The sequence below is a fragment of the Streptomyces sp. NPDC001709 genome (assembly GCF_053596375.1).
In genome coordinates this window covers 1-25,015 of record NZ_JBSFGB010000056.1, presented here as the reverse complement: position 1 = coordinate 25,015, position 25,015 = coordinate 1, and the positions used below count along the sequence as shown (strand labels likewise).

The following is a 25,015-nucleotide window of genomic DNA, read 5'->3' as shown; positions in this document are numbered from 1 at the left end:
GGAACTGGTGGCTGCGTGCGCCGTACCGTTTCAACGGTGGGCTCAGCCGCCGGGGTTGGCCAGCCAGCGCAGCGCGCTGAGACTCGGCAGGAACAAGTACTCGCCGCCACGAGTGATGACAAAGCGCTCGACTCCGTGTAGACGACGCCGAACAGGGTGCTTCGGGATCGTGAAATCGCCCGAGCCGTCGTTGTCGCCCGTGAGGAGGTCCTTCTCCACGTCCAGGCCGGTGAAGTTGCCGTCGTTGAACCATTGCGACTTCACGAACTCGAACTGACGGTCGAGGTGCGCGTTGACGGCGATGAACACGATGCCGCGGTCGGCGCCGTCGTCGTCCAGGGTGCCGGCCGGCAGCGGCGGCCCGTAGGTGGTGCTTCGCCGGATCAGCCGGTGGAGGTCGACGTCACCGATGATCTCCGAGTCACGCGGATTGGCGCGCCGGGCGTGGGCGCCTCGTGGGCAGACCACGCCATGCGGATCGGACGCGTAGAGGAAGTCGTAATTGCGCTGCTCATCGGCCCCCAAGTCCGGGTCGTCGTGCTCGGGCGCCAGGATCAGGGGGCTCCGCTCGGCCAGCGGCCCACGATCTTCGCGGCGAGGTGGGGCGACCGTCCGTGCGCGCTCATAGAGGTCCCGCGCGGTCGCGTTCTTCAGGTGGGGGCGGAGGAGGCTGAACATGGTTTTGATCCGGTCGTCGGTGCGGCCGGACTGGACCATGGGGTAGTCGTCGAGCGCTTGGTGCCAGGTGGTGCAGGCCGCTTCCACGTGGCCGATTTCCGCGGCGGCCGGGGAACTGCAGCGACCACGTAGTCGAGGAACGGGACGGTGTCGGTGTTGCCTGTGCCGCTGACTCCGGCGACGTTCAGCGCGATGGAGCTGCCCGATCCGATGGCGGTAACGGCGATGGCCGACTTGTCGGTGACCTGGCGCAGCCCCGCACGGAGCATGAGCAGCTCGCCCGCGACGATGAACGCGTCCAGGGTCGCCGGCCACGCCCAGCGGCGGATCGGTGACGTTCCCAGGCCGTGCTGGCCAGCGACGTCGGCCAGGTGTGCGTAGGAGAGCCAGAACGCGCCGGCTGTCAGGGCGATGATGACGATGCCTGCCGCGCCGAGCGCGTATTGCTCGGCATCGTGCTTGGTCATCGCCAGCCGCCTCTTGCCCAACGGGGCGTCCGGCGGCTGGTGGTGCGGTGGTTGGGAGGTGGAGAGGGTCGTCAAGCGGGGTACTCCTGTGGTTTCGGTGTGGTGCGTCTTTGCCGTCTTGGCCGTTGCAGGCGCAGGTCACAGCGGGTACGGCAACCGACTCGGCCCTCCGTCCTGGCAAGTACTGCCGACGTCTTGTTCCGAGACGGAACAAGCGCGGGACGTCCTGGCGGGCCTGGTGCCGGTTTGGCGGTGCCCGAGTCGGGACGCTGGCGTTGCGTCTTCCGTCCCGGTGGGCAGGGCTGTGACCTGCGGCGATACGGCAGGACGGCGCAAGACGGATAAGGGCGGCGCCTTGGCGGCAGGATGCGACTGATGATCGCGTTTCCGTCTTGGCCCGAGGGGCGGGGCCTCAGCCCTCGCCGCGAGTGGTGTCGGCGTCGACAGGGTGGACGGCGGGGCAGTACCGGCGCCAGGCATCCAGGAACTTGTTACGCATGTAGCCCTTGCGCTGAGTCCGGTCGGCCATGCGCACGTTGCCAGGCTTGATCTCAAACTCGCGGAGGAGCCTGCCAAGTTCACGGGCGGTCAGCCCGCCCCTCCCCCACTCCGCCCACGGAGCCTCCGGGTCCTGACGCAGGTGATGGAGGAGTTCCTCGGTGGACAGGCTGTCCACCTCGCGCTGGGCGTAGAAGACCCGGCGGATGTCGGTGAGGATCCGCGCCCCGCGCGGATGGTCCTCCTCGGCCGCCGCTTCGGCGGCGACCATCCGCGCGCACGCGAGGCGCGCCAGGCGGGGCCAGTGCCCGCCGGCCAGGTCGGCGACGATGACCAAGGGCTCCAGCAGTTGTGGTTCGCGTCGCAGCGCCGCTCTCAAGTCCGGCGCGAGCTGCCCCGTGGCGCCTGTCTCCCGAAGGTCCCGTACCCCGCTGCCGGGGCTGCCGGGCCCGCGGTCGGTCCGCACCTCCCCCACACCGTCGCTGGCCATATGGTGGAAGTGGTAGGCGGGCGTCGTCTTCCCGGCACGTGACATGGAAGTGCGGGAAGCCCACCCCGGCACCGGCAATGTGAGGGGCTCGGCGCTGACAACGCGATGCCCGGTGCGAAGCTGTCGTCGTCGCCCAGCCCGGCAGAGTGCCCTTGCGTGCGAGGTAGTCTTTGATTCTGGCGGTAGTCCTCAGCGGCGACGCGCATCGGCTCTGCGGTTCGGGAGCTGTCCGCATCAGCTTCTCAAGCCGGTCCACCAGCCTCCTGCCGGTGCCTGGCCGGCATGTCGCACGATGCCCCAGCCTCTTCCCGCAGCCGCCAGCGTGCCCCATGCACGCTCGCGAGTACGAAGGCCCTCCCGCCCATCGGACGGAAGGGCCCTGTTCTGGCGGCGCGACCGGGAATTGAGTGGAGCAGTGACGGGGCCGGTCCGGGATCAGCCGGTCCAGCTGCTGGCCGGTAGCCCTCTCACATCTCGTGTGTGCGCCGTCACGGACGGGGCGTCGATCTGGTTGAAGGTGCTGGAGTATGCGTAGCCGGTGGGCTTGTCGTAGCCGTCGACCTCCCAGAAGGCCAGTTCGCCGACTCCGTGGGAGGCGGCGAAGTTCTCCAGCGCGGCGGCGTCTGACTGCGAGAAGAACTCATCGTCGTCGTTCTGGCCGGCGATCGGTGTCAGGCCCATCATCTGGTACGCCTGGGAGTTGGAGACGCCGTAGAGAGTGGCGAGCTGCCCGGCGGTTGCCTGCGCGGCGGATTCGGCGTCGGAGAGGGCATTGTGCCCGTTGCCGAAATCCATGGTCATGAGGTTGACGGTGCTGACGTTGACCCCGTTGTCCTTGGCGTCCTGGAGGAGGGCGGTCTGCGCGGAGGGCAGGCCGTCGGGGGCGACCGCCAGCGTGTAGTCGACCTGGACGGAGGGGTTTTGCGCCTGGAGGACGGTGAGTGCTTGGTTGCGGCGGGTGTTGGCAGCCGTGTCGTCCAGTGTGGCGCCTTCGATGTCGAAGTCGAGCCGGGTGACGCCGTAGGTGTTGACGATGCCGGCATAGGCGGCGGTCAGGTCGGGGACCGATGTGCAGGTCTGGGCGAGTTCGCCGCCGGCCGCTCCGCCGAAGGAGAGGATGACGTCTCCGCCGCTGTCCTTCAGCGCGTTGATCTGCGAGGTGAAGGCGCCGACGGGGTCGCCGTTGTATTCCCACTGCGCCGTGCAGCCTTCTTGGGGGATGAGGAAGGCCAGTGTGTACTGCTTCAGGCCGGTGGCGGCCATGTCGTCGGCCATGTCACCGGCGGTGCCGGAGCCGATCTGGAGATAGGGGGCCGCGTAGTGCGCGGGCCAGGCGGACACCGGCGCGGCGCCGGCCGGCTGACCGATACTGATCAGTATGGCGGCGGCGGTGAAGGGGACAACGGCGGCGAGAGTGGCTCTGGGCAGGCGGGTGGTCATCACTGAGTCCTGGAGGTGAGGTTGGAGGGCGCGGTGGGAAGGCGCTGGGACCGCCGCCTGCCGACGGCTTGGATGGGGAAGGGTGGCGGTGGTCGGACGCGGGGTGCCTGGAGCACGGAGCGGGGCGCCACGGTCGGTGCCCCGGCCGGTGCGGGTGCAGCTGGGCCGGCGACCTCCGACACGCCCCTGCCGACGGGCGTCGGGCACTCGGCGCAGCGAACTGGGCTTGGTGGAAGGTGAGTTCGCCGGTCACCGGGGGCGGCCGCGGAACGGCAGGCGCCTCCGGTACCGGACAGCTCAGTGGTGGACGGCCGTACACTGTCCGTCGGAGAACAGCGGGGTGGTGTCGACGGGCAGCCCCGGGTCCGGATCGGCGATGATGTCGGCGTTCTGGGTGACCGATCCCTCGCAGTCGTCGAGGGCGGGCTCCGGTTGCATGGACGCGGGCCCCATCCACAGGTCGACGTGGTGGATGCCGTTGTGCCAGTCCGAGCTGCACTCAGCACACCCGTCCTCCATGATGAAGTACTTCTGGAGGTATGGGACGTAGATGCGGGTGCCGGGAGCGAATTCGCCGGGGTCGGTGGCGAAGGTGGACGGCTGATCGTAGGTGCCGAGGTCTTCGGTGGCCTCGCTGTGGATCTGCGGGTAGGCGATCTGCGCGGTTCCGTAGTGGCCGTTGCCGTCGTCGTTGTCGTTGTAACCGTAAGACGTGACATTGACGTTGACGGTCTGACTCTCGGAGGGCCGGGCACTGTGGAGATGGCCACTTATGTCGGGGGTGCCGGTCGTGGCCGATGCGGACGGTGAGATGAGGGCGAGCGACAGGGCGCTCGCTGCCATGAGCAGTGGTGGCGTGAGACGATGACGCATGGAACCTCCTTGGATCCCAGGGGACATGGGCTCCGGCAGCGCGCGTTCGAGGTAACCGAGCCCGGTGACCGGTGAGGTGGCAGCGGCAGATGTGAGCCGCGGACGGCATAGGTGCCGAAGGGGATGCCGGCTCGTCGTCTGCAAGGGCGGGCGGCGTGGCCCGCGGAGAAGTTACGGTGGGGCGACGAGGGCAGGTTGTCCGGCTGAGAGCGCGGCCTTCGTTTACAGAAGGACGGCAGGGGACTGGTGAAGTGTGCGTCCGTGACGTAATGAAGAGGTCATACGGATGAACCTCGCTTTGGATGTGGGGAGTTCGCGTCCGCGCCGAGTGGTCGAGAGGACCACGCGTTGCGGGTGTGCGGTGCCTCGACGCTCGGCTGACCCCTGCCCAGGTCAACGGAGGGATCGCCGTCCGGGCCCATGAGCGGGTCGAGCAGTGATGCCGGGACACCGCATGCGACGGTGACGCTGAAGACTGCCGGTGTGTTCGTGCTGATGCACCGTTAGGAAAGTTTCCTAACGATAGGGATCGTAGTGAATCTGTCAGTGCACTGTCAATGGCGTGGCGCAGATTGAGAGACTGCGCCTGTGTGTGGCCGGGAGGGCGGCCGGGGCTGACGGTGGCCGTATCGCCAGGGCCGTCATGAACTCCCGCTGGTTGGTTTAGCCGCTCAGTAGCATGGCTCTGACCTGCGGGACTGTCGTCCCAGCAGGTCGGCGATCATGTCGAGTCGGGAGCGGACGGCATCGGCGATGCCGCCGGCTCCGCCCGAGCACCTGCGGGAGACTGGTTCGCCGCCGTACCGCAGCTGCTCGCTTGGCTGCGGGCTGCAGCCAAGCGCATCAGGTACCGGCTGCCTCACCGCAGCGAGGCAGCCGACACTCTCGAAGCGTGCCCGATAGCTGCGTTGGCTGGAGGTCATCTCTCCCGTACTCGAACGGGGTTGTGAAGCAGGGCGTCATCCCCGGCCTGAGCGCCAGCGCTCGGCATGGGGAATCGAGTGAGCAGGCGGCCACCCTCCACAAAGCGTCAAACCCCCATGTGAAGGTCGGCCCAACGGGTGGTCCTCTCGGGGTGGTGGGATATTCCGTGGCGTGCGAACAGAGCCGCGACGATGTCGGTCCCGCGACCGTTTTCCCTGTGTTCGGCGGGGTGGAGGTCATCGTGCGACTGGCGTCGTCGAGGTATCGGTCCGGCGTCGGTGACCTCGATGCGGAGGGTGCGGCGGCTGCCGGCCTCGGGCAGGGACAGTCGCAGCACTGCTGGGGGCAGTGCGTGGACGACTGCACTGGTGGTCAGTTCCGAGATCAGCAGGAGGGCGTCATCGACCATCGGGGTGGGCACGCGCCATTGGGTGAGGACGGTGCGTGCCCGTCCGCGTACGGCGCAGACGGCCTTGGAGATGTGCGGCACCGTCCCGTGCACCGCTCCTTTGCGGTCGGGTGACTGAGCTTGTCTTTTAACCTCTGAGGCTGTCGCGCTCGATGATGCTCTCGGGGCGCCTGGTCGTTTTCCCGTCGTCGTAGTGGGGCGTGGGGCGACGGTTCTTCGGACCAAGTGGTCTTCCCGGTCCGGGAGTCGATGGTTTCGGTGCACGGGCTGGACAGAGCAGGTGCGGGCGGAGGTTCCGAAACCCTCGGCGGACTCGGGCCGAGGTGAGCCGTGCGGGCTCGGCCGGCTTCTCCCAGGGGCGGCGGAGGTCCGCTACGGCTTCGCGGGTGAGCCGGAGCTGGGTGTGGGCAGCGATGATCAGCCACGTCCAGCGGTCTCCGGCCTCGGGGGTGCGGAGCTTGGGCCGGGTCCAGCCGAGGGTCTGCTTCATCAGCCGGAAGGTGTGCTCGATGTCGAACCTGCGCAGGAACGCCTGCCACCGGACGTCGACGTCCTCGCCGCTCAGTCCGGTGGCCGACGACCACAGCCAGAGTGGCAGCGGGTCTCCGCCGCCGGGGAGTCGGTCGACCTGGAGTCGGATCAACGTGCCCTCGATGATGGGGAGTTCGCCGGTGTGGTCGATCCACGCGGAGCGGGTGGTCAGCCTTGGGTGGATAGGGTCCCAGGACATCGCGCGGGCGGTGCCATGGCGGTCGGTGACCTGGACCGTCGCCGCATCCGGCTCGCCCCAGGTCTCCGGCTTGGCGAAGCGGAACTCCTTGCCGTGCTTCGGCGGTCGCCCGCCCCGGGGATAGGAACGGGCGTACTCCTTGAGCGAGGGCGTCGGCCGTCGCATGACGCGGTCGGAGCGCATCCGTCCCAGCACCTCGACCGGGAGGCCGTCGAGGAGGTGGGCCATGCGCGGGGCGTCGTAGCCGGCGTCGAACACGATCAGGATGTTCCGGTCGCCGACGTGCCATCGGCCCATCTCGATGAGATCGGTGACCACCCGGCGGACCTGGGCGGCGGTGGCCTCGGCGATGTCGTCGTCCGGCCCGAGACGCACGGCGCCCAGGAGCTGGCACCAGGACGTCCGGCCCGATTCCAGGGCGGCGACGAACGAGTACGGCCAGCCGGGAACGAACTGGTCCGAGGACCGTCCGCTGCGGCCGTAGACGTGGCAGAACGGACGGTCCGCGCTGGTCGGCGCGTCCGGGCGGAGCCAGTTGCTGACGTCGACCGCGAGGACCAGGCGGCGGTCGCCGGCCTGCGGCATGGGCAGGCCGGCCAGCACCTGCCGCAGCCGGGGCACGTCCACATTCCCCTTGTTCAGGGCGTCGTACATGGCGCCGTGCCCGCGCCGGTGCTCGGCCACCAACGTCAGGTCCACCGGCGCCCTCACCGGCCCGTCCGCGCACAGCAGCGCATCCGTGAGGTCGAACAGCTCGTCTCCGCGAGCGGTCAACCATACGAAGGGCTCACCGCGTCCAGCAGAACAACGTAGGGAAGCGTGACGCTTTCGCGAACGCTTCCCCCGGAGCATGGTCAGGCAGCAGACTCACCTTCACGGCCTTCGTCGTGGTCACGTGTGTCCTTGGTCGGAGCACATGATCAGACGAAGGCCGCCTCAGTGTCCGGCGAACATCCAGGTGAGCGGCCTAGTTCGAGGAGCAATTCGACTCATCGATAGCCTGCATCACCATGATGCGCGCTTGGATCCTGCCGATGCTGCTTGTGCTCAGCGGCTCAGCCGTCGCGGCTGGGCTGATCTTCACGGGGAGCCCCGGCACGGCCGCGGCACTCCTGCTGGTGTTCCTGGCGCTCGCCGGCGTGAACTCACCCCTGATCTTCCCGAGGTCGGTCGCTGCGCTGGAGGCACAACGCCGCAGCGCGGTCGACGGCCGGCCGGTAATCTTCTGGCGGCCGGGCTGCAAGTACTGCATACGACTGCGCATCCGGTTGGGCCGCAGCGCCCGCCAGTCGCACTGGGTCAACATCTGGCGCGACCCGGCAGGAGCTGCAGCGGTGAGAGCAGCCAACGACGGCAACGAGACCGTGCCGACCGTCGTCGTGGCGGGCAAGCCACACACCAACCCCGATCCCGAGTGGGTGCGCGAACAGCTCTCCCATTCCGTGTGATCAGAAACCGCACCGCACGGAGAGGCGCCCGCAGACCCAAGTGCACCGAGGTTAAAAGACAAGCTCAGAAACTGTTTCAGATCCGCTGATCTGTGACGTTCTGTGACAGCGGCGTCGACGCTTCGTGCTTCAACTCGCGCGCGACCCGTCAACAGTGAGCTCGCCGTCGGGTGCCAGGGTGAACCGGATGCCTTCCATCACGGTCGTGGTGGTGGCCGAGGTGCCGTAGGCCTTCAGTGTGAAGTCGTCCGCCTTGCCGTAGTGCCCGTCCGCTTCGGCGGCGTCGCTCCAGGAGTTGACCCGCACCGACACCCACCAGTTGTGCACCTGCTTCTCTCGCCACGGCCCCCAGCTGTCCTGCGGCAGCAGCCCTGCCCCTCGGCCCGAGAACAGGTACCAGCCGACAAGTCCGAGCAGGACCACGACGGTCACGGGCATGAGCCGCGGCACGGTCGGCCGCCGCGGAACGCGGATGACGGGCACGGGGGTTCCTTCCGTTCGGGTCGAGCTCTGTCGGAGTCGAAGACGGTTCTCCACCGGGCCGCGCTCCGTTCCGCCACCGCTTGCCGATCAGGAACACAGCCGAGCGACTCTGCCACCTGTCACAGAACGTCACAGATCAGCGGATCTGAAACAGCTTCTCGGTGGCCGGCCTCCCGGCCGCTGTGCGGTCCGGGCTGCTGCGGGCGGTGCGCCTGCTGGTCGTCCTGGCGCACCGGGCGCGGTTCGTCGGCGTCCTGTTCGGCGTAGCGGTCCGCGCGGGCGCGGGAGTCGTCGGCCGCCTTGGTGAACGCGTCCTGGAGGCGGCGCAGCCGCCCGGCCGTGAGATCGAGGGTTTCCACGTCCGTGCGGGACTCCCGCAAGGCCCGCAGCGCCGTCAGGCCGATCGCCTCCCGCGGCCCGGTCTCCGGCTCCTGGCCGTCGTGTTCAGGGTCGGCGGCCGCGGGCGCGAGCAACTGCTCGGGCATCGCCGCCTGCTGGTGCGCGACGACGCCGTACGCCCGGCTCCGAACGACGACGGTAGTGCGCAGCTCCTCACGGACCACCGCGTCGGCGAGCACAGCCCGCTCGTACTGCAACGGGACGCGGGATATCTCCCCCCTCCCCCGGCTCCAGGTCCGAGGGCCGGGGCGCGGCCGGTGGGCCCGGGTCGGCTGGGGGCTGCCGGTCTGGGGCGGCAGCCGGCGGGCGGGTTCGAGGTCGGACAGCGACCAGCGGGCGGTGTAGAGGCGGTAGGCGGGTAGCAGGCCGCGCAGCGTCTTCGGCTCGTTGATGTCCAGGCAGTACGTGGCGATGGCGGCGGCCACGATTCTCTCGTCCAGGCCCGGCTCGCGGCGGCGGCCGCACAGGACGAGAGCGAGGTGACGGCGGACTTCGGCGGACAGGTGCCGGCGGTGGAACCAGCCGCCACCGTTCATCACGAACAACATCGCGGCGACGTCCACAGCCGCCAGGGCGACGTCGACCACCGCGGCGACCCGGGCCCAAATCACCGCCACTGCGGCACGGGCGTACTCAAGGAGGGAGTTGATGACGTCGGTGGCCACCCCGGAGGTCAGGATCGCGCTCGCCTTCCACCACGCGCGCAGCTGCGCGAGGGGCCGGGCCTTCTGCTTCGGCGGGCGCGTCATATTCGCGGCGAGCCAGTTCAGCTTGACGCAGGGCCGCTCGGAGACCACGTGCAGGAACCGCGGCTCGCCGTCGCCGTCGACGCCGGTGCCGTACTCGTGCTCCAGGTCCTCAAGGCAGGCGGCGACCTGGTGCCGCGCCGGGACGTCCAACGGATCAGCTCGTGCGGCACCCCGGCGACGTCCATCACCGGGCGGCGCCCGACGGTCACGGTGCGCGGCTCGGAGGCCAGCCCCAGCGCCTCACACACCTCAGCCATCACGATCTCGTTGTAGAGCGCGGAGGCGGCCACCGCGTTAGGGGGCCGGGGATCAGCAATGGTCTCCGGCTACCCGACCACACCCTGTACCTCAGGAAGATCTTGTTACGAGCGCTAACGGCCATCCCAGGCCCCACCAACGAATTGCCAGGCTGAGTCCAGCGCGAGAACCCTGTACCAAGTGGGAGGCACGTCCCCGCCTGGAGTCGCCTCGATGAAGAGACGCAGAGCGAGACACCGCTACCGCTGATTCCAGGTCCAGTACTCCCAGAAGGCCAGGATCGCGTCCGGCCCTGTCCCCGGGCACACCGGCCGCATCGCCGCCTGCTGGTGCACGCTGCCCGGTGTCATGCTCGCGGCTGCCGGGATACCCGCCCCCACCCCCATGCCCGGCCTGGCTCCGGTACGGGTGACCTCCAAGCCGACGCGGAACTACCTCGCGGCAGCCGTCGTAGGAAGCCACGTGCACCTGGTGTACATCGACACCAACGGCCGCCTGATGCACACCATGGAGCAGTCAGGCGGCACCTGGACCGCTCCCGACCAGGTGGCGCCGGGCGGCGCCTACCGCAACGACTGGTTCGCGAGCCTGTCGGCCGCTTCGGTCGGCGGAGGGCTGCAGGTGGCCGCGGTGGACCAGATCCACCGCACCGTTCTGCACACCGCGCTCGGCGCGAACGGCAGGTGGACGCCGTGGAGCAACGTACTGTCCTGGACCGGCACTCCCCGCCACTGGGGCATGCCGATCCGGGTGGCCATGGCCGGATTCGGCAGAAGCCTGCAGATGGTCGTGCTGACCAACGGCCAGGTCGCGCAGTACCACACCATCCGCAGCCCGAACGGGCGCTGGACCACCTGGGACGACATCGACGCGCGGGTGGACTTCAACCGCGCGGGCTTCAACGGCACCGTGCTGCAGGAGGTCACCGCCGTCAACGTGGCAGGCAACCTCCAGCTCGTTTTCGCCTCCGACGATAACCGCGGCACGCTCTTCCACACCATGCGCTACGCCAACGGCGCGTGGACCCGGGCAACGCTGGTCCAGCACTACACGAACATGTCCGCCTGGCGGCCCGACGGAGTGGCTGGATCGTCCGGCTGCGTCGCGGGCGGGGCACAAGCGCCCTTCGCGCAGTACCGCGGGAATGCCCGGCACCGCAGCACCGCATCCCCCGGCGGGCCTCGGAGGCATCGGCGCCGGGCTCTACGGTGAAGCCGGCGTTTGCGGACGGGGACGATCCTGTCGGAAACAGGCACTCAGCTCGCGTTCTAGCCTCTGCCCCGATCAGTTTCCGGCTGGTCGAGGCAGACAAGAGAGCTCGCACAGAGCTGAGTGCCAGCTCTCAATCTTCATCCGACACACCGAGGTCATGGCGCATGGTGGTTCTCAGAGTTCGGAGTATCTCCCAGACCTCGTACTGGGCCTGGGCCGCGGTCTCCATCGTTTCGCCTGGTTCGGGGGCACCGCGTTCGAGGCGCTTGACCTGGCCGTAGACCTTGTTCAGGGCTTGATTGACGGCACTCGCTCGCCTGAGTACTTCTCCGGGGGCGATCATCTGTGCTTCGGAGTATCGATCGCGGTGCGCGTTCTTCGCCTCCTCGAGTGCGTCGCTGTCGGCCTCCTCCACGCCGCGTTCCCTCATCACGTGCAGATGGCGGTTGAGTGCCGTGGTGAACTGCCGGGCATCCCGGTTGAGTTCCACATAGCAGGTGCGTCGCAGCGAACGGTTCTCGCGGACCTCCTCATGGTCTCGAACGAGCTCCATCTCCAGGCGCTTCGCCCGTTCGGAGCCGCGCTGGGTGAGCAGCGCTCCTCCCAGGGTTCCTGCGACGCCTGCCACAGCGATGATCACTGAGCTGAGATCCACCGACGTACCCCGTAAAGTTCTTCGGCCTCGTGCCCGCTGCACATGGCCCAGGCTGTCAAGTTTGCCGCTCCTCGGTGCGCCGGGGTTTGGTGCCCTTCGTGTGGTGGACGAGGCGGCTGTACGCCTCGCCGGTGGCGAGGACTCCACCCACCTCATGACGGGTGGCCGGGCGGCGGTTCTTCGAACCCGGCGGCCGGCCAGGCCCGGGACGAGACGGTTTCGGTGCACTGGCCGGGGAGCCGGGAGGTTGTCGCACAACTCGCCCTCGGTGAAAGTCAAGAGCGAGCTTTGGCTGTGCCTCTGATGAGCTTGTTGAGGTTGTGGACCGTGCCGAGGAGCTTGAGTTCGGCATCCACGGACTGGCGGCCGCGGTAGTTGAGATGGCGGCCGAACCGCTGGAAGAGCTGCGCGAATCCTGGCTCCACCAAGGCACTGCGTTGGCGATACTGGGCCCGACCATGTGGAGTGGCCAATCGGTCGGGCATGGCGTGCTGACCAGTGCGGCCGTGTTAGCGCTTGGTAGTAGATCCTGCCTGGTGGGCCTCGCTGGTGACGGAGACCAGCAGTGGGAGGTCGGCGAGGGTTTCGAAGGCGGTTGTGGAGGCGTATTCACTGTCAGCGAGCCGGAGTTGAATGTCGCCGGAGAATCCAGCTGCCTGATGGATCTGTTGGGTATGGTCCACCATCGGGACGAGGCTGTCATGTCGGAGGGTTCGTTCGTGTGCCTCGATGGCCAGGAGGATCTGGCGGCAGGCGCACACCATCTGCACGTTGTATCCCTGCAGGTAGCCGCCGCGTTTGCTGAGCATCATCGTGAATCGGGGTCACTCATGCACGCACGAGCCTGCGGCGAGGGAACGGGCCGGGGGTTGCGGGCGCGCTCCAGACCGGCCGTGCCTCCGCCACCCGGGCTCGCTGCCGGACCATCTCCCACCGCACCCACCACGACCGCATCGCCGAGGCACTGAAGATCATCACCGCCGAGGCCAAGCGCCACGCCACCGCGTAGCAATCTCGGACGTGAACTGGCCCTCAGCCAGGTGCCACATCTGAGATCAGTTCGCGAACGCGCGTCTCGATCGCATCGCGGATGGGGCGAACGGCCTCGACGCCCTGCCCGGCGGGGTCGTCGAGCTGCCAGTCGAGGTACCGCTTGCCGGGGAAGATGGGGCAGGTGTCACCGCATCCCATGGTGATGACCACGTCGGACGCCTGGACCGCCTCCACCGTGAGGATCTTCGGGGTCTCGGCGGAGATGTCGATGCCGACCTCGCTCATCGCTTCGACCACGGCCGGGTTGACGGTGTCGGCGGGGGCCGAGCCGGCGGAGCGGACCTCGATGCGGTCGCCCGCCAGGTGGGTGAGGAACGCGGCGGCCATCTGGGAACGGCCAGCGTTGTGGACACAGACGAACAGCACCGACGGGCGCGGGGCGAAAGTGCTCATGGAAGGGGTCTTTCTCGGGGCGTGGTCAGGACGAGACGGGGTCGGGTTCGCCGCCCGGGATGCCGGTCTGGTGGCGTGCCGGAGCGGCGTTCGGGCCGTAGACCGCGGCCACGATGCCGAGCCCGAGCACAGCGCCGAGCAGCTGCGCAGCGATGAACGGAGCGACGGACGCGGGGGCGATGCCGGCGAACGTGTCGGTGAAGGCCCGGCCGATGGTCACCGCCGGGTTCGCGAACGACGTGGAGGAGGTGAACCAGTAGGCGGCCCCGATGTAGGCGGCCACCGCGGCCGGAGCAAGCGCGGCGCGGCCGATCCGACTCAGGCCGAAGACCAGCAGGATCAGCCCGGCCGTGGCGACGACCTCGCCCAGCAGCAGGTGGCCGGCCGACCGGTCGTGGGTGGAGAACCTGACCAGCGGCTCGGCGAACATCGCGTCGGCCAGGACCGCCCCGCCGACGGCGCCCGCGATCTGGGCGGGGACGTACGCGGCGACGTCCCGCAAGGTCAAGCCGTGCGCATCGCGGCGGTCGGTGAGCCAGGCGGCGAGGGTCACGGCGGGGTTGAGGTGCGCGCCGGACACCGGCCCCAGCAACAGGATGAGCACGCCCAGGCCGAAGACGGTGGCGAGGGAGTTGGCCAGCAGCTGCACACCTACGTCACGGGTCAGCTCGGTGGCCTGGATGCCGGAACCGACCACCACCGCGACCAGCAGCCCGGTCCCGGCCGCCTCGGCGGCAGCCCGGCGGCCGAGGGAGGCGTTCACGCGTCGACTCCAGCGGGCTGCGAGGTGGTCAGGAAGGTGGCGAGCCGGTCCAGGACGCCGGGCAGCACCCAGTAGTAGACCCAGGTCCCGCGGCGCTCGCAGTCGATGAGCCCGGCCTGCCGCAGGAGCTTGAGGTGGTGGGAGATCGTCGGCTGGGAGAGCTCAAAGGCCGGGGTCAGCTCGCACACGCAGACCTCACCGCCCTCGCCGCGCGAGGCGATCATCGACATAAGGCGCAGCCGGACCGGGTCACCCAGGGCCTTGAAGACCTTAGCCAGGTCGGCCGCCTGGTCCTCGTCCAGCGGCGCGGCGGCGAGGCCGGGGCAGCAGGCGGCGTCCTGGCCGATCACCTCAAGCTCTTGTTTCGACATGCCTCTATGTTGACATTTTTCGATTCAAGGCGCAAGGTTGCATCAATGAACGTCGATACAGGCCGTTTTCGGGCCGTGCTGTGGCCTGTCACCTGGGAGTGAGTCATGAGCGAGCAGTCCACCGACCTGCGTGAGACCGTCCGTCAGCGGTACGCGGCGGCGGCCGTGAAGGTCACCAAGGGCGGTACCGCCTGCTGCGGGGCCGAGCCGGTCGAGGTCGGCGAGAACTTCGGCTCGACCCTGTACGCCGCCGACGAGCGCGACTTCCTGCCCGCCGAGGCCGTCGCGGCCTCGCTCGGCTGCGGCAACCCCACCGCCGTTGCCGAACTGCGCGAGGGCGAACGCGTTCTCGACCTCGGCTCCGGCGGAGGCATCGACGTCCTGCTCTCCGCCCGCCGCGTCGGCCCCACCGGCAAGGCGTATGGGCTGGACATGACGGAGGAGATGCTCACGCTGGCCCTGACCAACGCGGCGAAGGCGGGCGCCACCAACGTGGAGTTCCTCAAGGGCACCATCGAGGCAATCCCGCTTCCCGCGAACACCATCGACGTCGTCATCTCCAACTGCGTGATCAACCTGTCCGTCGACAAGCCCGCCGTCTTCGCCGAGACCTATCGCGTACTCAAGCCCGGCGGCCGCATCGGCGTCTCCGACGTCGTCGCCGAGGACACCCTCACCCCCGGACAGCGGGCCGAGCGCGGAGACTACGTCGGCTGCATCGCCGGAGCCCTGTCCTTCGCCGAATACCGGGAGGGCCTGGAAACGGCCGGCTTCACGGACATCGAGATCACCCCGACCCACCCGGTCGCCGACGGCATCCACTCCGCCATCATCCGCGCCAGAAAGCCCACCATCGCCACCGTCCCGGACACCCCCGCACCGTCAGCAACGGAGGAATCCTGCTGCGGCGTCACCGCATGCTGTACCCCGGCCGAGCAGACAACCGACCCATCCATCACCGTCAGCGAGGCCAAGAACGCCGCCAGATGCGCCTGCCAGAGCTGACCCCTCACCCCGGCGGCAAGCGCGTAGAGCACCTCTGCCGGGGATGCCTCACTCGTGAGGGTCGAGACGTTCACCCATCTGCTCGTGCCTGGCTCACAGGTTGTGGTGCGCCAAGTCGACGCAATGGAAGGCACGTTGGTGGTCGGCGGCGCCGGATGCGGCCCGCCAGAGCCATGCCCGGACTGCGGTCGGCGAGCCAGCCGCGTCCACTGCTGTTACTGGCGCCGCCTCACCGGCATTCCCGTCGCCGGGCAGGAGACGCTGGTCCGCCTCCACGTCCGCCGGTTCTTCTGCGATTACTCCGGATGCCGTCGCAAGACCATCGCCGAACAGATCTGCGGGCTGAGCGAGCGATACCGGCGGGGCAAGGCCGTCCCTGCAGTCCGCGCGGCGCACGGTCGCCGTGGAACTTGGAGGCCGACCGGCCCAACGTCTGTGCCGAAAGCTGTTGTTGCACGGCGGGCGAACGGACTGCTCTGAGCATGCTCACGGCTCCGCCGACACCGCAGCGGGCGCCGCGAGTGCTGGGCATCGACGAGTTCGCCTTCCGCAAGGGACGCACCTACGGAACGGTCCTCGCCGACATCAACACCTCCCGTCCTGTCGACGTCCTGCCCGACCGGGACACCTCAACGGTCGCCGCCTGGCTGCGCCGGCACCCCGGAGCAGAGATCGTCTGCCGGGACCGGTCCATGACGTTCACCAAGGCCATCCACCAGGCTGCACCGCAACTGCCTGCGCACCCACGCCACCCGGCACCTCCCACCTCAGCCCGGCCAGCCTCCCGATGTTCCCCGGACACTGCTCCTGGAACGGGGCCGGCAACGCCACCAGGACGTCCAGGCCCTCGCGCAGGCCGACTGGTCGCTCAGCGCGATCGGCCGCCGCCTGAAGCTGGATCGGAAAACGGTCCGCCGCTACCGCGACAACGACCCCGCCACCCTGCTGGCCTCGGCCTGCGACCGCGGTGCCGGGGTGCCGGGGTGCTCACCCCGTGCAAGCCCTACATCCAGACCCGCTTCACCGCCGGATGCACCGTCTCCTATCACATCCTGGATCATGCGCCCCGCGAAACCCTGGACGGGGTGGAGGCCGCAGCCCTGGACGGGGTGGAGGCCGCAGCCCTGGACAACGCCCGGCTCGCTTGCCGGGACATCGCCGCAGCCTGCGATTTCGCCAGAGCCTTCACCGGCCTGACCCACCACCGCCGCGGCCACCTGCTCATGGAATGGATCAAGCAGGCAGAGCAAGACGCCCCAGCCCCAATCCCTGGCTTCGCCGGCTACCTCCGCCAGGACCTCGACGCCGTCACCGCCGGCCTCACCCTCTCCTACAGCTCGGGAGCGGTCGAAGGACACGCCAACCGGATCAAGACCATCAAGCGCCAGATGTACGGACGGGCATCGTTCTCACTGCTCACGGAATCGCGGCAAGAACCAACTAAAAGACGGGGAGGGTGTGTGACAGGCCCGACAGTTCATTGGATCAGGTCGGTGTGTGGATGCTCGGGAGAGGTCGGGCAAACGTAGAGCTGCATGTTGTCCGTGCTGCCTACTTCGACCGCGGTCGGCTGTGCCGGATCCTGGCCGGCGCGATGACTGGCGGCGTAGGCGGCGGCTTGGTCTTCGTACGGCGCCCAGCCGCGTCGCAAACCACCGTCCCATTCGAAGGAGGCGATGGTCAGCAGCGGGACCATCTGAGCGTCGCAGACAGTGCAGTATCGGCGGTACGGGTCGGTGCGGCCCCACGGCGGCCAGCCCCCGACCTTCCAGCCGGGAGCGTCAGCCAGATGGCCGTTATAAAACTCCTCCGGATACTCCGCGTACGAGCTGTCCACGTCGACGCCGGCTGCCTGCCATCTACTCCAGTCCCCCACCGCCAGCCGCATCTCCGGGCTCAGGTCAAGGCTGTTGGGGTACTCGGTGATTGCTTCCGGTGCCAGCAGACACGGCTCCGGTACATAGCCTGGGTAGTCCGCCTCATACGGTTCCGGCGGTGTGGCGAGGACATCGACGACCGCGGCGGCGGACCGCCAGAACAGTGCAGTCGCGGGCTTGTAATCCGGATCGTGGTCGTAGGGACACCAGAGAACCTGGAGCAGATCGGCCTGCCCGGGCGGCTGCAGCAGAGGTATGTCGCGCAGATACAGCTGGGCCACGGGCACCATGGGGACCGGGCACTCCGCGGGCCGGGGAGGGCCGGCCGCGAGACGCTCCGCGAGCCTCGCGGCATTCTGTTCCTTGATCGCCTCCTCCTCGGGCGTGAACGCGGGACCATGAGGATCACGGTGTAGCCGGGCCTGCCTGCGCCTCTCCAGCCGCACGTCTGCCGGCGACCGGCGGAACCCACTGTCCAGGTGCACGCCTTCGCAGTGCGGCCACGGCTCCTCAGCCGGCCACAGCAACGGCCCCCCGACCGAGCTCTCGCCTATCGAAGGCGAGCCTGGACGAGGATGCAGCCGAATCGCAGGGCGCGCCAACGCAGCCAGCTCAGGAAAGACCGCAGTCACCTCAACAGGCCGCGGCGGAGTAGTACGTACGAAAACCATGCCGGTGATCCTGCCACCAGCCACCGACAGTCCCCTTGCCACCTCAACTGGTGTATTCGGCCGCGTCAGAACTGGAAATCGATGGACTGGACGTGCGTGGAGTCCCCGCGCAGGCCATCGGCCCAGGTGCCCCACTCCGTGAAATACGACTCGGTGACGGCCTCCGCGGCACGGTAGCGCTCCACCGTCCGGCGTGAGACCCCCAGGCGATCCGCCAGGGCCTGGGTGGACCCCTTCGCCCGCGTGAGGAGGAATTTCACCTGAGCCTTTGCGGATTTCGGCGCGGGTCGGGTGGAAACCTGCCGCTCCGCCGGTGCGAAGGCGTCCAGGACCTTGCCCCGGCGCGGCCTTCTTCCTGGGGCGGTCGTTCCGCGGCATTTGGTGTGGGTGGCGAGTCGCCGGAACGACTTGTGGAAGCACCGTGTCCTGCGGCTCCCGGTTCGGGGGTCGCAGGACACGGGGAGGGCTCGACCTGCATTGATGCGGGCGTGGCCGTGCCGGACTTGGATCGATCAGGACCCGATCAGCGTCCAGTACGCGTTGACTTCAGCCCAGTTCGACCAGCCGCTTCCACTGCTCTGGGTGTAGCCCATGTGGCCGCCGCTACCGAGCGCGAAGGCGGTGTTCTCGGTGGTGTTCGGGTCGTAGCTCGCAGTGGGGTCACCGGCGAAGTTGTTCCAGTAGCCGTTGACCTCGGACCAGTTCGACCAGCTGGCCCCGTCGTTGCTGCTCTGGGTGTAGCCGATCCTGCCGTCACCGCCGCGGGCGAACACGGTGACCTTCTTGGTGTCGGGGTTGTACGCCGCCGAGGCGTCGCCCTTGAAGTTGCTCCAGTAGGCATTCACCGTGGTCCAGTTCGACCAGCTGGCGCCGTCGTTGGTGTTGGTGCTGATGCCCATGGCGCCGTCGGTCACACCGCGAGCGAAGAGCATCGTGGTCTTGGCGTCCGGGTCGTACACCGCGTTCGGTCTGCCTTGCAGCGTCCAGTACGCGTTGGCCTCGGTCCAGTTGCTCCAGCTGGCTCCGCCGTTTGTGCTCTTGGTGAGGCCGAGGTGGCCGCCGGAGCCGAGGCCGAACAGGGTCATCGACTTGGTGTCGGGGTTGTACACGGACCAGGTGCTGTCCGAGGTGTTGCCGTTGTCGACCGTCACGGTGACCGGTCCGTAGGTGTGGTTATGTCCGTCGATCTCGTTCGCGGTCACCGAGATTGTGTAGGTGCCGTTGGACAGGGTGCTGGTGTGCCAGGTCTTGGCGTAGTTGTCGGCGCCGGTGCCGCCGTCGATGGTCTGGGTGCCGTTCGGTCCGGTGATCTTGTAGGTCAGCGAGTTGATGACGCCCTGGCTGCTGGCCATCGCGGTGAGGTTCACCGTGCCGGAGACCGGCTGGCCGGACGCGACGGCTCTGCCGTTGGCGTCGATGCCGACGTTGAAGCCTGCGGGGACCGTGCCGCTGGTGGTGGACGCGCCGGAGCTGACGTAGCCGATGACCCACATCTCGTATCTCTGTCCGGCGAAGAGGTGGTTGTTGGGATTCCAGGCCGCGCCGTTGCCCTCGTCGGTCCGGACGGTGCTGGTGGACCACCATGGGCTTCCGCCGCGCGCCCCCGCCGCCGCCGATGTCGGACAGCAGGCCGTTGCTGTAGCTGGTGACGAGGGCGATGTGCGAGCCCGCGGTGGGGTAGGTGTTGTCGCCGAAGATAACAGCGTCGCCGGGCTGGGGGACGTACCCGCTGCCGATGGGGTGGTAGCCGGGGGTGCTCTTCCAGGAGGGGACCGACGCCGGGTTGCTGGCGGGGACGGGTATGCCGGCCTGCTGCCACACCCAGGAGACGAAGTCGCCGCACCAGTACTCGCCGGTGCCGTTGTTGCCGGTGCAACTGTTGGCGAAGCCGGTGCCGCCGGCGCTGTTCGTGCTGCAGTAGCCCTTGCCGAGGTTCGCGTTGGCGATGCTCACGGCCTGCGCGCCGGTGGCCGCGGAGGCGGGCGCCACCAGGCCCAGCAGCGCGACGCCGCTGATGGCGGAGGTGGTCAGGCCGGCGAGGCCGCGGAGCTTGGTGCGGTTGCGTGCGGAAGGCATGGGTGTCCCCCGAGAGGATGTCGAATTGAGGAGCGGAAAGGGCATCAGACGCGTGAGCGCATGGCGCATATGCGCTTTACGGCTTGGTGTGCTTCCGTCAGCGAATGCCGCCGCCGGCATTCCCGATGCGGTGGTCTGCGAGAAATGGGACCAGCTTGTGCCCCAGTGCGTTCACTGCGGAGCTGTTGCGGTCCAGCCTGGAAGGGATGCAAGGAGGAGGGCGACAGCGGCCGCGGTCTGCGGAGCGCCGTCCGTTCCGTCGCCGCTGAAGAAGAGGCCGAGATCTACTCCGCTGAGCCGGGGCCGGGTCCGGATGTGTTCGATGCCGGAGCGGGGATCCAGGTGGGCCCACAGGGTGTCGAGGACGCGCTCGGCGTCGGCGGAGCTGGGCTGGGGCAGGTCGGGGCGGGTGAGGACCAGGTGGACGAGGTGCATGGCTCTCCTAGTTCCAACCGATGCCGTCCGTCTGCGGCGGCGTCACCGCGGAAGCCCCCACGGCGCCCGCGGCCGCTACCGCCGTGGGGGCCTGCTCCCATCTGATTCCGGCACCGAGGGCGGTTGTCGAGGCGTTCGCGGCTGCCCCGAACGCGGGAGTGGCGATGAGCACGGCAATCACTGCGGCGCGAACGATTTTCGACATGACAACCACCGGGGTGATTTCTGAATGGAAATTCCTGGATTTGATGGTCCGTCGCCGGACTCTCTGTCCGTCCGGCGCATTGAGGAAACAATGCCCTGCGGTTCCTGCCCGGGGGAACGGGGACAGCCGGGCACCAAGCTGCCCGGCACTTTGGTGCCTCCCCGCGGCATCCGATGCCGTACACCAGCCAGGTGTCGCGCAGTCGGCCGGACGCTGAAAGGATCACCGGCTGCACGGTGGCCTGCAGGCGTCGCGGCGCACGGGGGTGCGGCAATCATGGTGCTCGGTGTTCTGGGGCTGGAACCGGTGGTCGAGACGGTTTACGCGGCTTTGCTACGGCATCCGCAGTCGAACCTGTCCGACCTCCAGGCCGTCACAGACCTGACGGAACAGGAAGTCCGCGCAGCCCTGGACGACCTGGCCGACCGCGCGTTCGTGCGCCCCTCACGGACATCCCAGGCGAGCTGCGTGCCGTCAGCCCGCAGGTGGCCCTCGATCTGATGGTCCGCCGACAGGAAGCGGACCTGGCGCGCAGGGCCCAGGAACTGGCCGCGAGCAAGGCCGCAGCCGTCGAAGCCGTCGCGGCGTTCGGCTCGCTCGCTCCCAACACGCCTGTGGACAGGGCGGAACGCCTGGTGGGTATGGACGCCATCGGGGCCAAGCTCGAGATCCTCGCCAACGAGCTGCGGCGCGAGTGCCTGTCGGTGATGCCGGGCGGCGCCCAGTCCCAGGCCAGCCTGGACGCCTCACGTCCATGGGACGCCGCCGCGCTCGGCCGCGGCATCGCGATCCTCACGCTCTACCAGGACAGCGTCCGCAACGACCAGGCCACCCACGACTACGCGCACTGGCTGACCGAGAACGGCGGAGAGGTCCGCACCGCACCGCTGCTGCCACCCCGGATGCTGATCTTCGACCGCGAGACCGCGGTCGTCCCGATCGATCCCGCCGACACCAGGGCCGGCGCGCTGTGCACCCGCGAGCCGGGGATCGTCGCCTCCCTCGTCGCCATCTACGAACAAGCCTGGGCGACCGCCGTCCCCCTCGGCGCCGCGACCACCCGCGATACCGACAGCGGCCTGACGCCCGCCGAACGAGAACTGCTCACCCTCTTGGCCCGCGGTATGACCGACGAAGCCGCCGCCAAACGACTCGGCATCGGACTGCGCACCGTCCGCCGCCAAATGGCCACCCTCATGGAACGCCTCGGTGCCAGCAGCCGCTTCGAGGCAGGCCTCAAAGCCGCCCAACGCGGCTGGTTGTAAGCATCATCAGCCACGAGAGGGCCCGCGTCGGTGGGCTTGGCCCCTCCCTCTGGGCGCGCCCGATTCACGCGTCCGAGTGTTCCTGGCGGTACGCGCGGCTTGCCCGGCAGAGGCGCCGGAAGCGGGGGTGGTGTGGATGTTCTCGTGTTCAGTCACGGCCGCCTGCACAGCCGGAGGGCGGACTGGGCGGTGAACGTCTCGGGCACCACCGTGTTGGTCACGGGTGAGGTGGAGTTGGGGTGGACCGGATACCGCTGCGCCCATCCCTCGAGGAGTCGTTGACAGGCCTCGCGGCGAGAAGGGCGTGGCTCGGAGCGGCCTGCCTTTGACGAACAGGCGCCGGTCCGGCCCGGTGTGGGCCCTCCACTGTTCGCCCAGGGCGGCCAGGGCGGGCGCGGGCGGCGGCCTGCTTCCAGTCGCTGTCGGTCCAGCGGTCGTCGGCGGTGTCGTCGGCGGTGCGCAGGGTGGAGCGGATCAGGACGTGCAGTCTGTACGGTATGGGTGGGGGAGGTCATCAAGGATGGCGGCTACGGATCAGCCAACCCGAGAACCGATAACCCCGCAGCTCATGGCGCCGACCACACGGGGGAAGCCGCCCTCTCCCCCAACCCGGCACCCCAGGCCACGAGCAGCGCCAAACTGATCAACCCTGCTCAACCCAGCCAGGCCTCCGAGATACGGCGTGCGGCATCCATAGGAAGACCGGCCCGTCGCTACGGGGGAAAGCGACGGGCCGGGCAGTCCCACACTGAAGCCTCGCCATTTTGAAGTCGCAGGTCATCGGGGTTATATGGCGTCGTGCCGGGGTGCTCGTGCTGGTCATGGGCGGCAGTCTGTGCTCTTGTTCGTCAGGCGGCGGTCAACGCCGGTCTGCTGGTTTCCAGGTCGCGGAGGCGTATGGATTCGTAGGCTCCTGGGGTGACGGAGATCAACGAGGTCGCCGAACGCGTCGCAGCTCGTCGGGCGGAGCCTCGACGAGGAGGAGAAGCTCCTGGCCGAACGGCTCGATGCGGTCCGGGACATCGTGTCCGTCACGCACCGTTCATCGCTTGAGAACAGAGAGACTTGTGAGCACATCTGAGGCTTCGTCAACAACCTCGACCACCCCGTCCGGGGACCTTGAGCGCCTGCTGGTCAGGGCCGATGATCTGGCCCCGGCCGGTCTGGACGATTTCACGGAGTTGGCCTCGCCTTCGTCCGACGAAGACCCGCCGCCGATGACCGGCCCGACCCCGGAAAGCACGGCCTTGCTGAACCGGACGTTCACCGACAAGGCCGCGAGGGAGGTCAGGACGTCCTTCACGAACGCCGACTCCTCGATCGTCGTCGATGTGGGGGTTTCGGAGCGGGTGGCCGGGGCCGCCGTGAGCTGGATGGCCGACATGCGACAGGTGTACGCCCAGTGCGCAGCCTGGACCATCAGCATCGGCGATCAGGAGATAACTGTTGAGGTGGTGGAACCGGCCGCTGATCCGCACAAGCCGCTCGAGGTGGAACGGAGGTTCGGCGACGAGGCGCTGATGCGCACGATGCTCGCCGGTCCAGTCGGGCAGCAGGCCCAGATCACCACGCTCCTGGTTCGCGACGGTGACAGGTCCCTGGAACTGACGTTCCGTAGCTTGGCGGCTGACGCAGGTAGCCCTGAGACGACCCGGTTGAACACCGCGATGTCGAAGTTCCTTGAGTTGGCTCCGGCAAAGTTCCTCGGTCTGCCGGTCGGCTAGAGATCCCCAACTGACGGGCGCACGACATGACGGAACGCCCCGGCCAGGAGCATCACGGGAATCCGCCTCGTGCCCTGGTCGGGGCTTCGTGGTATGGCGTTGTGTTTGTGCAGGCACGCGACGGCGCGAACCGCCCGCTATCGAGGCGACCCCACAAGCCTCGCCGTCCTGCACTCGCAGGTCATCGAGGTGGTGTGATCTCGTGTCGGGGCGCTCGTGGTGGTCGTGGGCGGCAGTCGGCGCTCTTGATTGTCGGTCAGCGTGAGAGCTCGAGGTTTGGGAGGACCAGCAGGGCGCGCAGGAGGTCGGTGGCACGGGCGGGGTCGGTGCGGAGTTTGGTGAGGATGCGCCAGGTCTTCAGGTGCGCGAATCCGTGCTCGACGGGGGCGCGTGCGGCGGCCAGGATGCGGTTGGCCTCCTTCTCGCCGAGGGTGAGCCTGCGGGCGCGGGTGGCCTTGTAGCCGGTGACGATCACTGGATCGTCACCGCCGTCGTGCAGCCCGAGGAAGGCGAGGGCGCCGAGGCCGGCCGCGCGCAGGTGGGTGAGGATCTGATCGCGGCGGGCGGCGGTGATGTCATGGGTGCGGCCGGGGCGGGCCGCGGAGATCCAGATCAGGCGGCCCGCTTCGTCGGTGAGGACGAGGAAGTGCAGGCCGTGACGACGGTGTTTGCCGGAGTAGTTGGGCCGGTTCGCAGTCCCGGTGCGGCGGACGGTGGGGATAAGGGTGCCGTCGATGAGGACGACCTCGCCGCCTCGCTTCGCGATCTTCTTGCACGCGCGGTCCAGGCGGGGTGCGCGGGCGGCGAGCAGGGATATCAGCTCGTCGCGCCAGCGGCGCACGGTGGTGTCGCCGACGGCGTTGCCGCCGGCCATGTCGGCGATGCGCTGGTCGTGGCGGAGCACGGCGAGCACGATGATGACGATCTGTCCGGGTGCCAGGCGGCGCCAGCGGGAGCCGATCTTCTTCAGGTGGCGCAGGCCTGGTCGGCACGAGTGCCCTAGGACGTGTCCGATGGGTAGCGTGATTGCTGAGCGTCCTAGTCGCTTGGGTCGGCGTGGGGCGGGGCGACATATCGAACGAGGAATGGGCTCGGCTGAGGCCTCACATGTCGAAGAACGTGGGCCGGGGCGGGCGTTGGAAGAACCATCGCCAGGTGATCAACGGGATCCTGTTCCGGCTGAGGACTGGCATCCCGTGGCGGGATCTGCCGACTCGATGCGGGAAGTGGAAGACGGTGCACGACAGACATCGCCGCTGGCGCACGCAAGCAGGCGCCGCGGAAGGGAGGCAAGCGCACCCGGCCCGCGCTGCACCGTCCAGATGAAGCTCTCGGCCGTTCACGCGGCGGGCTGACGACGAAGATCCACCTAAAGATCTTTAACGGCTGAGGTTACGGCGGTTGAAGGTCGAGCCCGGTCTTGCCGATGAGACCCTCGATCAGGCTGGGGCGGTACTGCATCCG

28 protein-coding genes and 6 pseudogenes are annotated in these 25,015 nt (G+C 68.5%); 11 read left to right on the top strand and 23 right to left on the bottom strand.

Annotated features, from left to right (window positions below):
- Positions 1-42 precede the first annotated feature (42 nt).
- The 7 genes and pseudogenes from ACWC0C_RS43560 to ACWC0C_RS43530 all read right to left on the bottom strand — a co-directional run bounded on the left by ACWC0C_RS43560 (position 43) and on the right by ACWC0C_RS43530 (position 7,361).
- Entirely contained in the window at positions 43-678 is a 636-nt protein-coding gene (locus tag ACWC0C_RS43560; protein ID WP_450870346.1) for a Dyp-type peroxidase, read from the bottom strand.
- On the bottom strand, positions 651-1,145 hold the full coding sequence (locus tag ACWC0C_RS43555) for a DUF2637 domain-containing protein (protein ID WP_450870344.1): 495 nt from the start codon (positions 1,143-1,145) through the stop codon (positions 651-653). The genes ACWC0C_RS43560 and ACWC0C_RS43555 overlap by 28 nt, the downstream gene beginning before the upstream one ends.
- 412 nt (positions 1,146-1,557) lie before the next feature.
- Positions 1,558-2,166, bottom strand: a pseudogene (locus tag ACWC0C_RS43550) (DUF3631 domain-containing protein); the annotation flags it as partial.
- A 402-nt stretch (positions 2,167-2,568) separates the two neighbouring features.
- Positions 2,569-3,573 carry a chitinase gene (locus tag ACWC0C_RS43545; protein WP_449201607.1) on the bottom strand — a complete coding sequence of 335 codons (1,005 nt, stop codon included), beginning with the start codon at positions 3,571-3,573 and terminating at the stop codon, positions 2,569-2,571.
- Between the two features lie 297 nt (positions 3,574-3,870).
- Positions 3,871-4,446 (bottom strand): hypothetical protein, encoded by a 576-nt coding sequence (locus ACWC0C_RS43540; protein ID WP_449201606.1) that lies wholly within the window; start codon positions 4,444-4,446, stop codon positions 3,871-3,873.
- 1,030 nt (positions 4,447-5,476) lie between these two features.
- Complete coding sequence (locus ACWC0C_RS43535; protein WP_450870342.1) at positions 5,477-5,872, bottom strand: ATP-binding protein; 396 nt, start codon at positions 5,870-5,872, stop codon at positions 5,477-5,479.
- A 34-nt stretch (positions 5,873-5,906) separates the two neighbouring features.
- A complete protein-coding gene (locus tag ACWC0C_RS43530; protein WP_450870340.1) occupies positions 5,907-7,361 on the bottom strand; it encodes an NF041680 family putative transposase in 1,455 nt (484 codons plus the stop codon).
- A gap of 158 nt (positions 7,362-7,519) precedes the next feature.
- Between ACWC0C_RS43530 and ACWC0C_RS43525 the strand changes: the two genes are divergently transcribed.
- Entirely contained in the window at positions 7,520-7,957 is a 438-nt protein-coding gene (locus ACWC0C_RS43525; RefSeq protein WP_450870338.1) for a glutaredoxin domain-containing protein, read from the top strand.
- A 129-nt stretch (positions 7,958-8,086) separates the two neighbouring features.
- Here the strand turns inward: ACWC0C_RS43525 and ACWC0C_RS43520 are convergent, their stop codons facing one another.
- Both ACWC0C_RS43520 and ACWC0C_RS43515 read right to left on the bottom strand, forming a co-directional pair.
- Positions 8,087-8,440, bottom strand: coding sequence for a hypothetical protein (locus ACWC0C_RS43520; RefSeq protein WP_449201604.1), 354 nt, complete (start codon positions 8,438-8,440; stop codon positions 8,087-8,089).
- A 119-nt stretch (positions 8,441-8,559) separates the two neighbouring features.
- Entirely contained in the window at positions 8,560-9,738 is a 1,179-nt protein-coding gene (locus tag ACWC0C_RS43515; RefSeq protein WP_450870336.1) for a hypothetical protein, read from the bottom strand.
- Positions 9,739-10,194: 456 nt separating this feature from the next.
- On the opposite strand from ACWC0C_RS43515, the gene ACWC0C_RS43510 reads away from it, so the two are divergent.
- The gene (locus ACWC0C_RS43510; RefSeq protein WP_450870335.1) at positions 10,195-11,058 is read left to right on the top strand and encodes a hypothetical protein; all 864 of its coding nucleotides are present in this window, start codon (positions 10,195-10,197) and stop codon (positions 11,056-11,058) included.
- A 130-nt stretch (positions 11,059-11,188) separates the two neighbouring features.
- Here ACWC0C_RS43510 and ACWC0C_RS43505 read toward each other — a convergent pair whose 3' ends face one another.
- From ACWC0C_RS43505 to ACWC0C_RS43475, 7 genes and pseudogenes are all read right to left on the bottom strand, one after another.
- Complete coding sequence (locus ACWC0C_RS43505) at positions 11,189-11,698, bottom strand: hypothetical protein (protein WP_450870334.1); 510 nt, start codon at positions 11,696-11,698, stop codon at positions 11,189-11,191.
- A gap of 70 nt (positions 11,699-11,768) precedes the next feature.
- Positions 11,769-11,948, bottom strand: a pseudogene (locus ACWC0C_RS43500) (NF041680 family putative transposase); the annotation flags it as partial.
- A 40-nt stretch (positions 11,949-11,988) separates the two neighbouring features.
- Positions 11,989-12,198 (bottom strand): transposase, encoded by a 210-nt coding sequence (locus ACWC0C_RS43495; RefSeq protein ID WP_450870332.1) that lies wholly within the window; start codon positions 12,196-12,198, stop codon positions 11,989-11,991.
- Positions 12,199-12,222: 24 nt separating this feature from the next.
- Positions 12,223-12,525 (bottom strand): hypothetical protein, encoded by a 303-nt coding sequence (locus ACWC0C_RS43490; protein WP_450870331.1) that lies wholly within the window; start codon positions 12,523-12,525, stop codon positions 12,223-12,225.
- A 220-nt stretch (positions 12,526-12,745) separates the two neighbouring features.
- Positions 12,746-13,159 carry an arsenate reductase ArsC gene (locus ACWC0C_RS43485; protein WP_450870329.1) on the bottom strand — a complete coding sequence of 138 codons (414 nt, stop codon included), beginning with the start codon at positions 13,157-13,159 and terminating at the stop codon, positions 12,746-12,748.
- A gap of 25 nt (positions 13,160-13,184) precedes the next feature.
- Positions 13,185-13,922 (bottom strand): aquaporin, encoded by a 738-nt coding sequence (locus ACWC0C_RS43480; RefSeq protein WP_450870327.1) that lies wholly within the window; start codon positions 13,920-13,922, stop codon positions 13,185-13,187.
- The gene (locus ACWC0C_RS43475; protein WP_449201595.1) at positions 13,919-14,293 is read right to left on the bottom strand and encodes an ArsR/SmtB family transcription factor; all 375 of its coding nucleotides are present in this window, start codon (positions 14,291-14,293) and stop codon (positions 13,919-13,921) included. The genes ACWC0C_RS43480 and ACWC0C_RS43475 overlap by 4 nt, the downstream gene beginning before the upstream one ends.
- 105 nt (positions 14,294-14,398) lie before the next feature.
- Between ACWC0C_RS43475 and arsM the strand changes: the two genes are divergently transcribed.
- From arsM to ACWC0C_RS43455, 4 genes and pseudogenes are all read left to right on the top strand, one after another.
- On the top strand, positions 14,399-15,298 hold the full coding sequence (gene arsM, locus ACWC0C_RS43470; protein ID WP_450870325.1) for an arsenite methyltransferase: 900 nt from the start codon (positions 14,399-14,401) through the stop codon (positions 15,296-15,298).
- Between the two features lie 123 nt (positions 15,299-15,421).
- A complete protein-coding gene (locus ACWC0C_RS43465; RefSeq protein WP_450870367.1) occupies positions 15,422-15,778 on the top strand; it encodes a transposase family protein in 357 nt (118 codons plus the stop codon).
- 2 nt (positions 15,779-15,780) lie between these two features.
- Positions 15,781-16,017, top strand: a pseudogene (locus ACWC0C_RS43460) (transposase); the annotation flags it as partial.
- Positions 15,991-16,716, top strand: a pseudogene (locus ACWC0C_RS43455) (transposase); the annotation flags it as partial. The pseudogenes ACWC0C_RS43460 and ACWC0C_RS43455, both read left to right, overlap by 27 nt.
- A gap of 59 nt (positions 16,717-16,775) precedes the next feature.
- Here ACWC0C_RS43455 and ACWC0C_RS43450 read toward each other — a convergent pair.
- The 4 genes and pseudogenes from ACWC0C_RS43450 to ACWC0C_RS43435 all read right to left on the bottom strand — a co-directional run.
- The gene (locus tag ACWC0C_RS43450; protein WP_450870324.1) at positions 16,776-17,846 is read right to left on the bottom strand and encodes a hypothetical protein; all 1,071 of its coding nucleotides are present in this window, start codon (positions 17,844-17,846) and stop codon (positions 16,776-16,778) included.
- A 65-nt stretch (positions 17,847-17,911) separates the two neighbouring features.
- On the bottom strand, positions 17,912-18,106 hold the full coding sequence (locus ACWC0C_RS43445) for a hypothetical protein (RefSeq protein WP_449201591.1): 195 nt from the start codon (positions 18,104-18,106) through the stop codon (positions 17,912-17,914).
- A gap of 252 nt (positions 18,107-18,358) precedes the next feature.
- The gene (locus ACWC0C_RS43440; protein ID WP_450870322.1) at positions 18,359-19,339 is read right to left on the bottom strand and encodes an Ig-like domain-containing protein; all 981 of its coding nucleotides are present in this window, start codon (positions 19,337-19,339) and stop codon (positions 18,359-18,361) included.
- 196 nt (positions 19,340-19,535) lie between these two features.
- Positions 19,536-19,649 (bottom strand): annotated as a pseudogene (locus tag ACWC0C_RS43435) (hypothetical protein); the annotation flags it as partial.
- Between ACWC0C_RS43435 and ACWC0C_RS43430 the strand changes: the two are divergent.
- The gene (locus ACWC0C_RS43430; RefSeq protein ID WP_449201589.1) at positions 19,600-19,767 is read left to right on the top strand and encodes a hypothetical protein; all 168 of its coding nucleotides are present in this window, start codon (positions 19,600-19,602) and stop codon (positions 19,765-19,767) included. The pseudogene ACWC0C_RS43435 and the gene ACWC0C_RS43430 overlap by 50 nt on opposite strands.
- 326 nt (positions 19,768-20,093) lie before the next feature.
- On the opposite strand, the gene ACWC0C_RS43425 is transcribed toward ACWC0C_RS43430, so the two are convergent.
- Together ACWC0C_RS43425 and ACWC0C_RS43420 are read right to left on the bottom strand one after the other, a co-directional pair.
- Positions 20,094-20,357: a hypothetical protein gene (locus ACWC0C_RS43425; protein ID WP_449201588.1), complete on the bottom strand. Its 264-nt coding sequence runs from the start codon at positions 20,355-20,357 to the stop codon at positions 20,094-20,096.
- Between the two features lie 7 nt (positions 20,358-20,364).
- The gene (locus ACWC0C_RS43420; protein WP_450870320.1) at positions 20,365-20,562 is read right to left on the bottom strand and encodes a hypothetical protein; all 198 of its coding nucleotides are present in this window, start codon (positions 20,560-20,562) and stop codon (positions 20,365-20,367) included.
- Between the two features lie 276 nt (positions 20,563-20,838).
- Between ACWC0C_RS43420 and ACWC0C_RS43415 the strand changes: the two genes are divergently transcribed.
- The 3 genes from ACWC0C_RS43415 to ACWC0C_RS43405 all read left to right on the top strand — a co-directional run bounded on the left by ACWC0C_RS43415 (position 20,839) and on the right by ACWC0C_RS43405 (position 23,551).
- A complete protein-coding gene (locus ACWC0C_RS43415; protein WP_449201587.1) occupies positions 20,839-21,063 on the top strand; it encodes a hypothetical protein in 225 nt (74 codons plus the stop codon).
- A complete protein-coding gene (locus ACWC0C_RS43410; RefSeq protein WP_450870319.1) occupies positions 21,063-21,827 on the top strand; it encodes a LuxR C-terminal-related transcriptional regulator in 765 nt (254 codons plus the stop codon). The genes ACWC0C_RS43415 and ACWC0C_RS43410 overlap by 1 nt, the downstream gene beginning before the upstream one ends.
- 1,067 nt (positions 21,828-22,894) lie before the next feature.
- Positions 22,895-23,551: a hypothetical protein gene (locus ACWC0C_RS43405; RefSeq protein ID WP_450870317.1), complete on the top strand. Its 657-nt coding sequence runs from the start codon at positions 22,895-22,897 to the stop codon at positions 23,549-23,551.
- Between the two features lie 256 nt (positions 23,552-23,807).
- On the opposite strand, the gene ACWC0C_RS43400 is transcribed toward ACWC0C_RS43405, so the two are convergent.
- Entirely contained in the window at positions 23,808-24,464 is a 657-nt protein-coding gene (locus ACWC0C_RS43400; RefSeq protein WP_450870315.1) for a transposase family protein, read from the bottom strand.
- Between the two features lie 143 nt (positions 24,465-24,607).
- Here ACWC0C_RS43400 and ACWC0C_RS43395 point away from each other — a divergent pair.
- Positions 24,608-24,923: pseudogene (locus ACWC0C_RS43395) on the top strand (transposase); the annotation flags it as partial.
- Positions 24,924-25,015 lie beyond the last annotated feature (92 nt).

Coding starts and splice junctions, on each gene's coding strand:
- ACWC0C_RS43560 (WP_450870346.1), bottom strand. CDS start 678: ATGTTCAGCCTCCTCCGCCCCCACCTGAAGAACGCGACCGCGCGGGAC.
- ACWC0C_RS43555 (WP_450870344.1), bottom strand. CDS start 1,145: ATGACCAAGCACGATGCCGAGCAATACGCGCTCGGCGCGGCAGGCATC.
- ACWC0C_RS43545 (WP_449201607.1), bottom strand. CDS start 3,573: ATGACCACCCGCCTGCCCAGAGCCACTCTCGCCGCCGTTGTCCCCTTC.
- ACWC0C_RS43540 (WP_449201606.1), bottom strand. CDS start 4,446: ATGCGTCATCGTCTCACGCCACCACTGCTCATGGCAGCGAGCGCCCTG.
- ACWC0C_RS43530 (WP_450870340.1), bottom strand. CDS start 7,361: ATGCTCCGGGGGAAGCGTTCGCGAAAGCGTCACGCTTCCCTACGTTGT.
- ACWC0C_RS43525 (WP_450870338.1), top strand. CDS start 7,520: ATGATGCGCGCTTGGATCCTGCCGATGCTGCTTGTGCTCAGCGGCTCA.
- ACWC0C_RS43510 (WP_450870335.1), top strand. CDS start 10,195: ATGCTCGCGGCTGCCGGGATACCCGCCCCCACCCCCATGCCCGGCCTG.
- ACWC0C_RS43495 (WP_450870332.1), bottom strand. CDS start 12,198: ATGCCCGACCGATTGGCCACTCCACATGGTCGGGCCCAGTATCGCCAA.
- ACWC0C_RS43490 (WP_450870331.1), bottom strand. CDS start 12,525: ATGATGCTCAGCAAACGCGGCGGCTACCTGCAGGGATACAACGTGCAG.
- ACWC0C_RS43485 (WP_450870329.1), bottom strand. CDS start 13,159: ATGAGCACTTTCGCCCCGCGCCCGTCGGTGCTGTTCGTCTGTGTCCAC.
- ACWC0C_RS43475 (WP_449201595.1), bottom strand. CDS start 14,293: ATGTCGAAACAAGAGCTTGAGGTGATCGGCCAGGACGCCGCCTGCTGC.
- arsM (WP_450870325.1), top strand. CDS start 14,399: ATGAGCGAGCAGTCCACCGACCTGCGTGAGACCGTCCGTCAGCGGTAC.
- ACWC0C_RS43465 (WP_450870367.1), top strand. CDS start 15,422: ATGGAAGGCACGTTGGTGGTCGGCGGCGCCGGATGCGGCCCGCCAGAG.
- ACWC0C_RS43450 (WP_450870324.1), bottom strand. CDS start 17,846: ATGGTTTTCGTACGTACTACTCCGCCGCGGCCTGTTGAGGTGACTGCG.
- ACWC0C_RS43440 (WP_450870322.1), bottom strand. CDS start 19,339: ATGTGGGTCATCGGCTACGTCAGCTCCGGCGCGTCCACCACCAGCGGC.
- ACWC0C_RS43425 (WP_449201588.1), bottom strand. CDS start 20,357: ATGCACCTCGTCCACCTGGTCCTCACCCGCCCCGACCTGCCCCAGCCC.
- ACWC0C_RS43420 (WP_450870320.1), bottom strand. CDS start 20,562: ATGTCGAAAATCGTTCGCGCCGCAGTGATTGCCGTGCTCATCGCCACT.
- ACWC0C_RS43415 (WP_449201587.1), top strand. CDS start 20,839: ATGGTGCTCGGTGTTCTGGGGCTGGAACCGGTGGTCGAGACGGTTTAC.
- ACWC0C_RS43410 (WP_450870319.1), top strand. CDS start 21,063: ATGGTCCGCCGACAGGAAGCGGACCTGGCGCGCAGGGCCCAGGAACTG.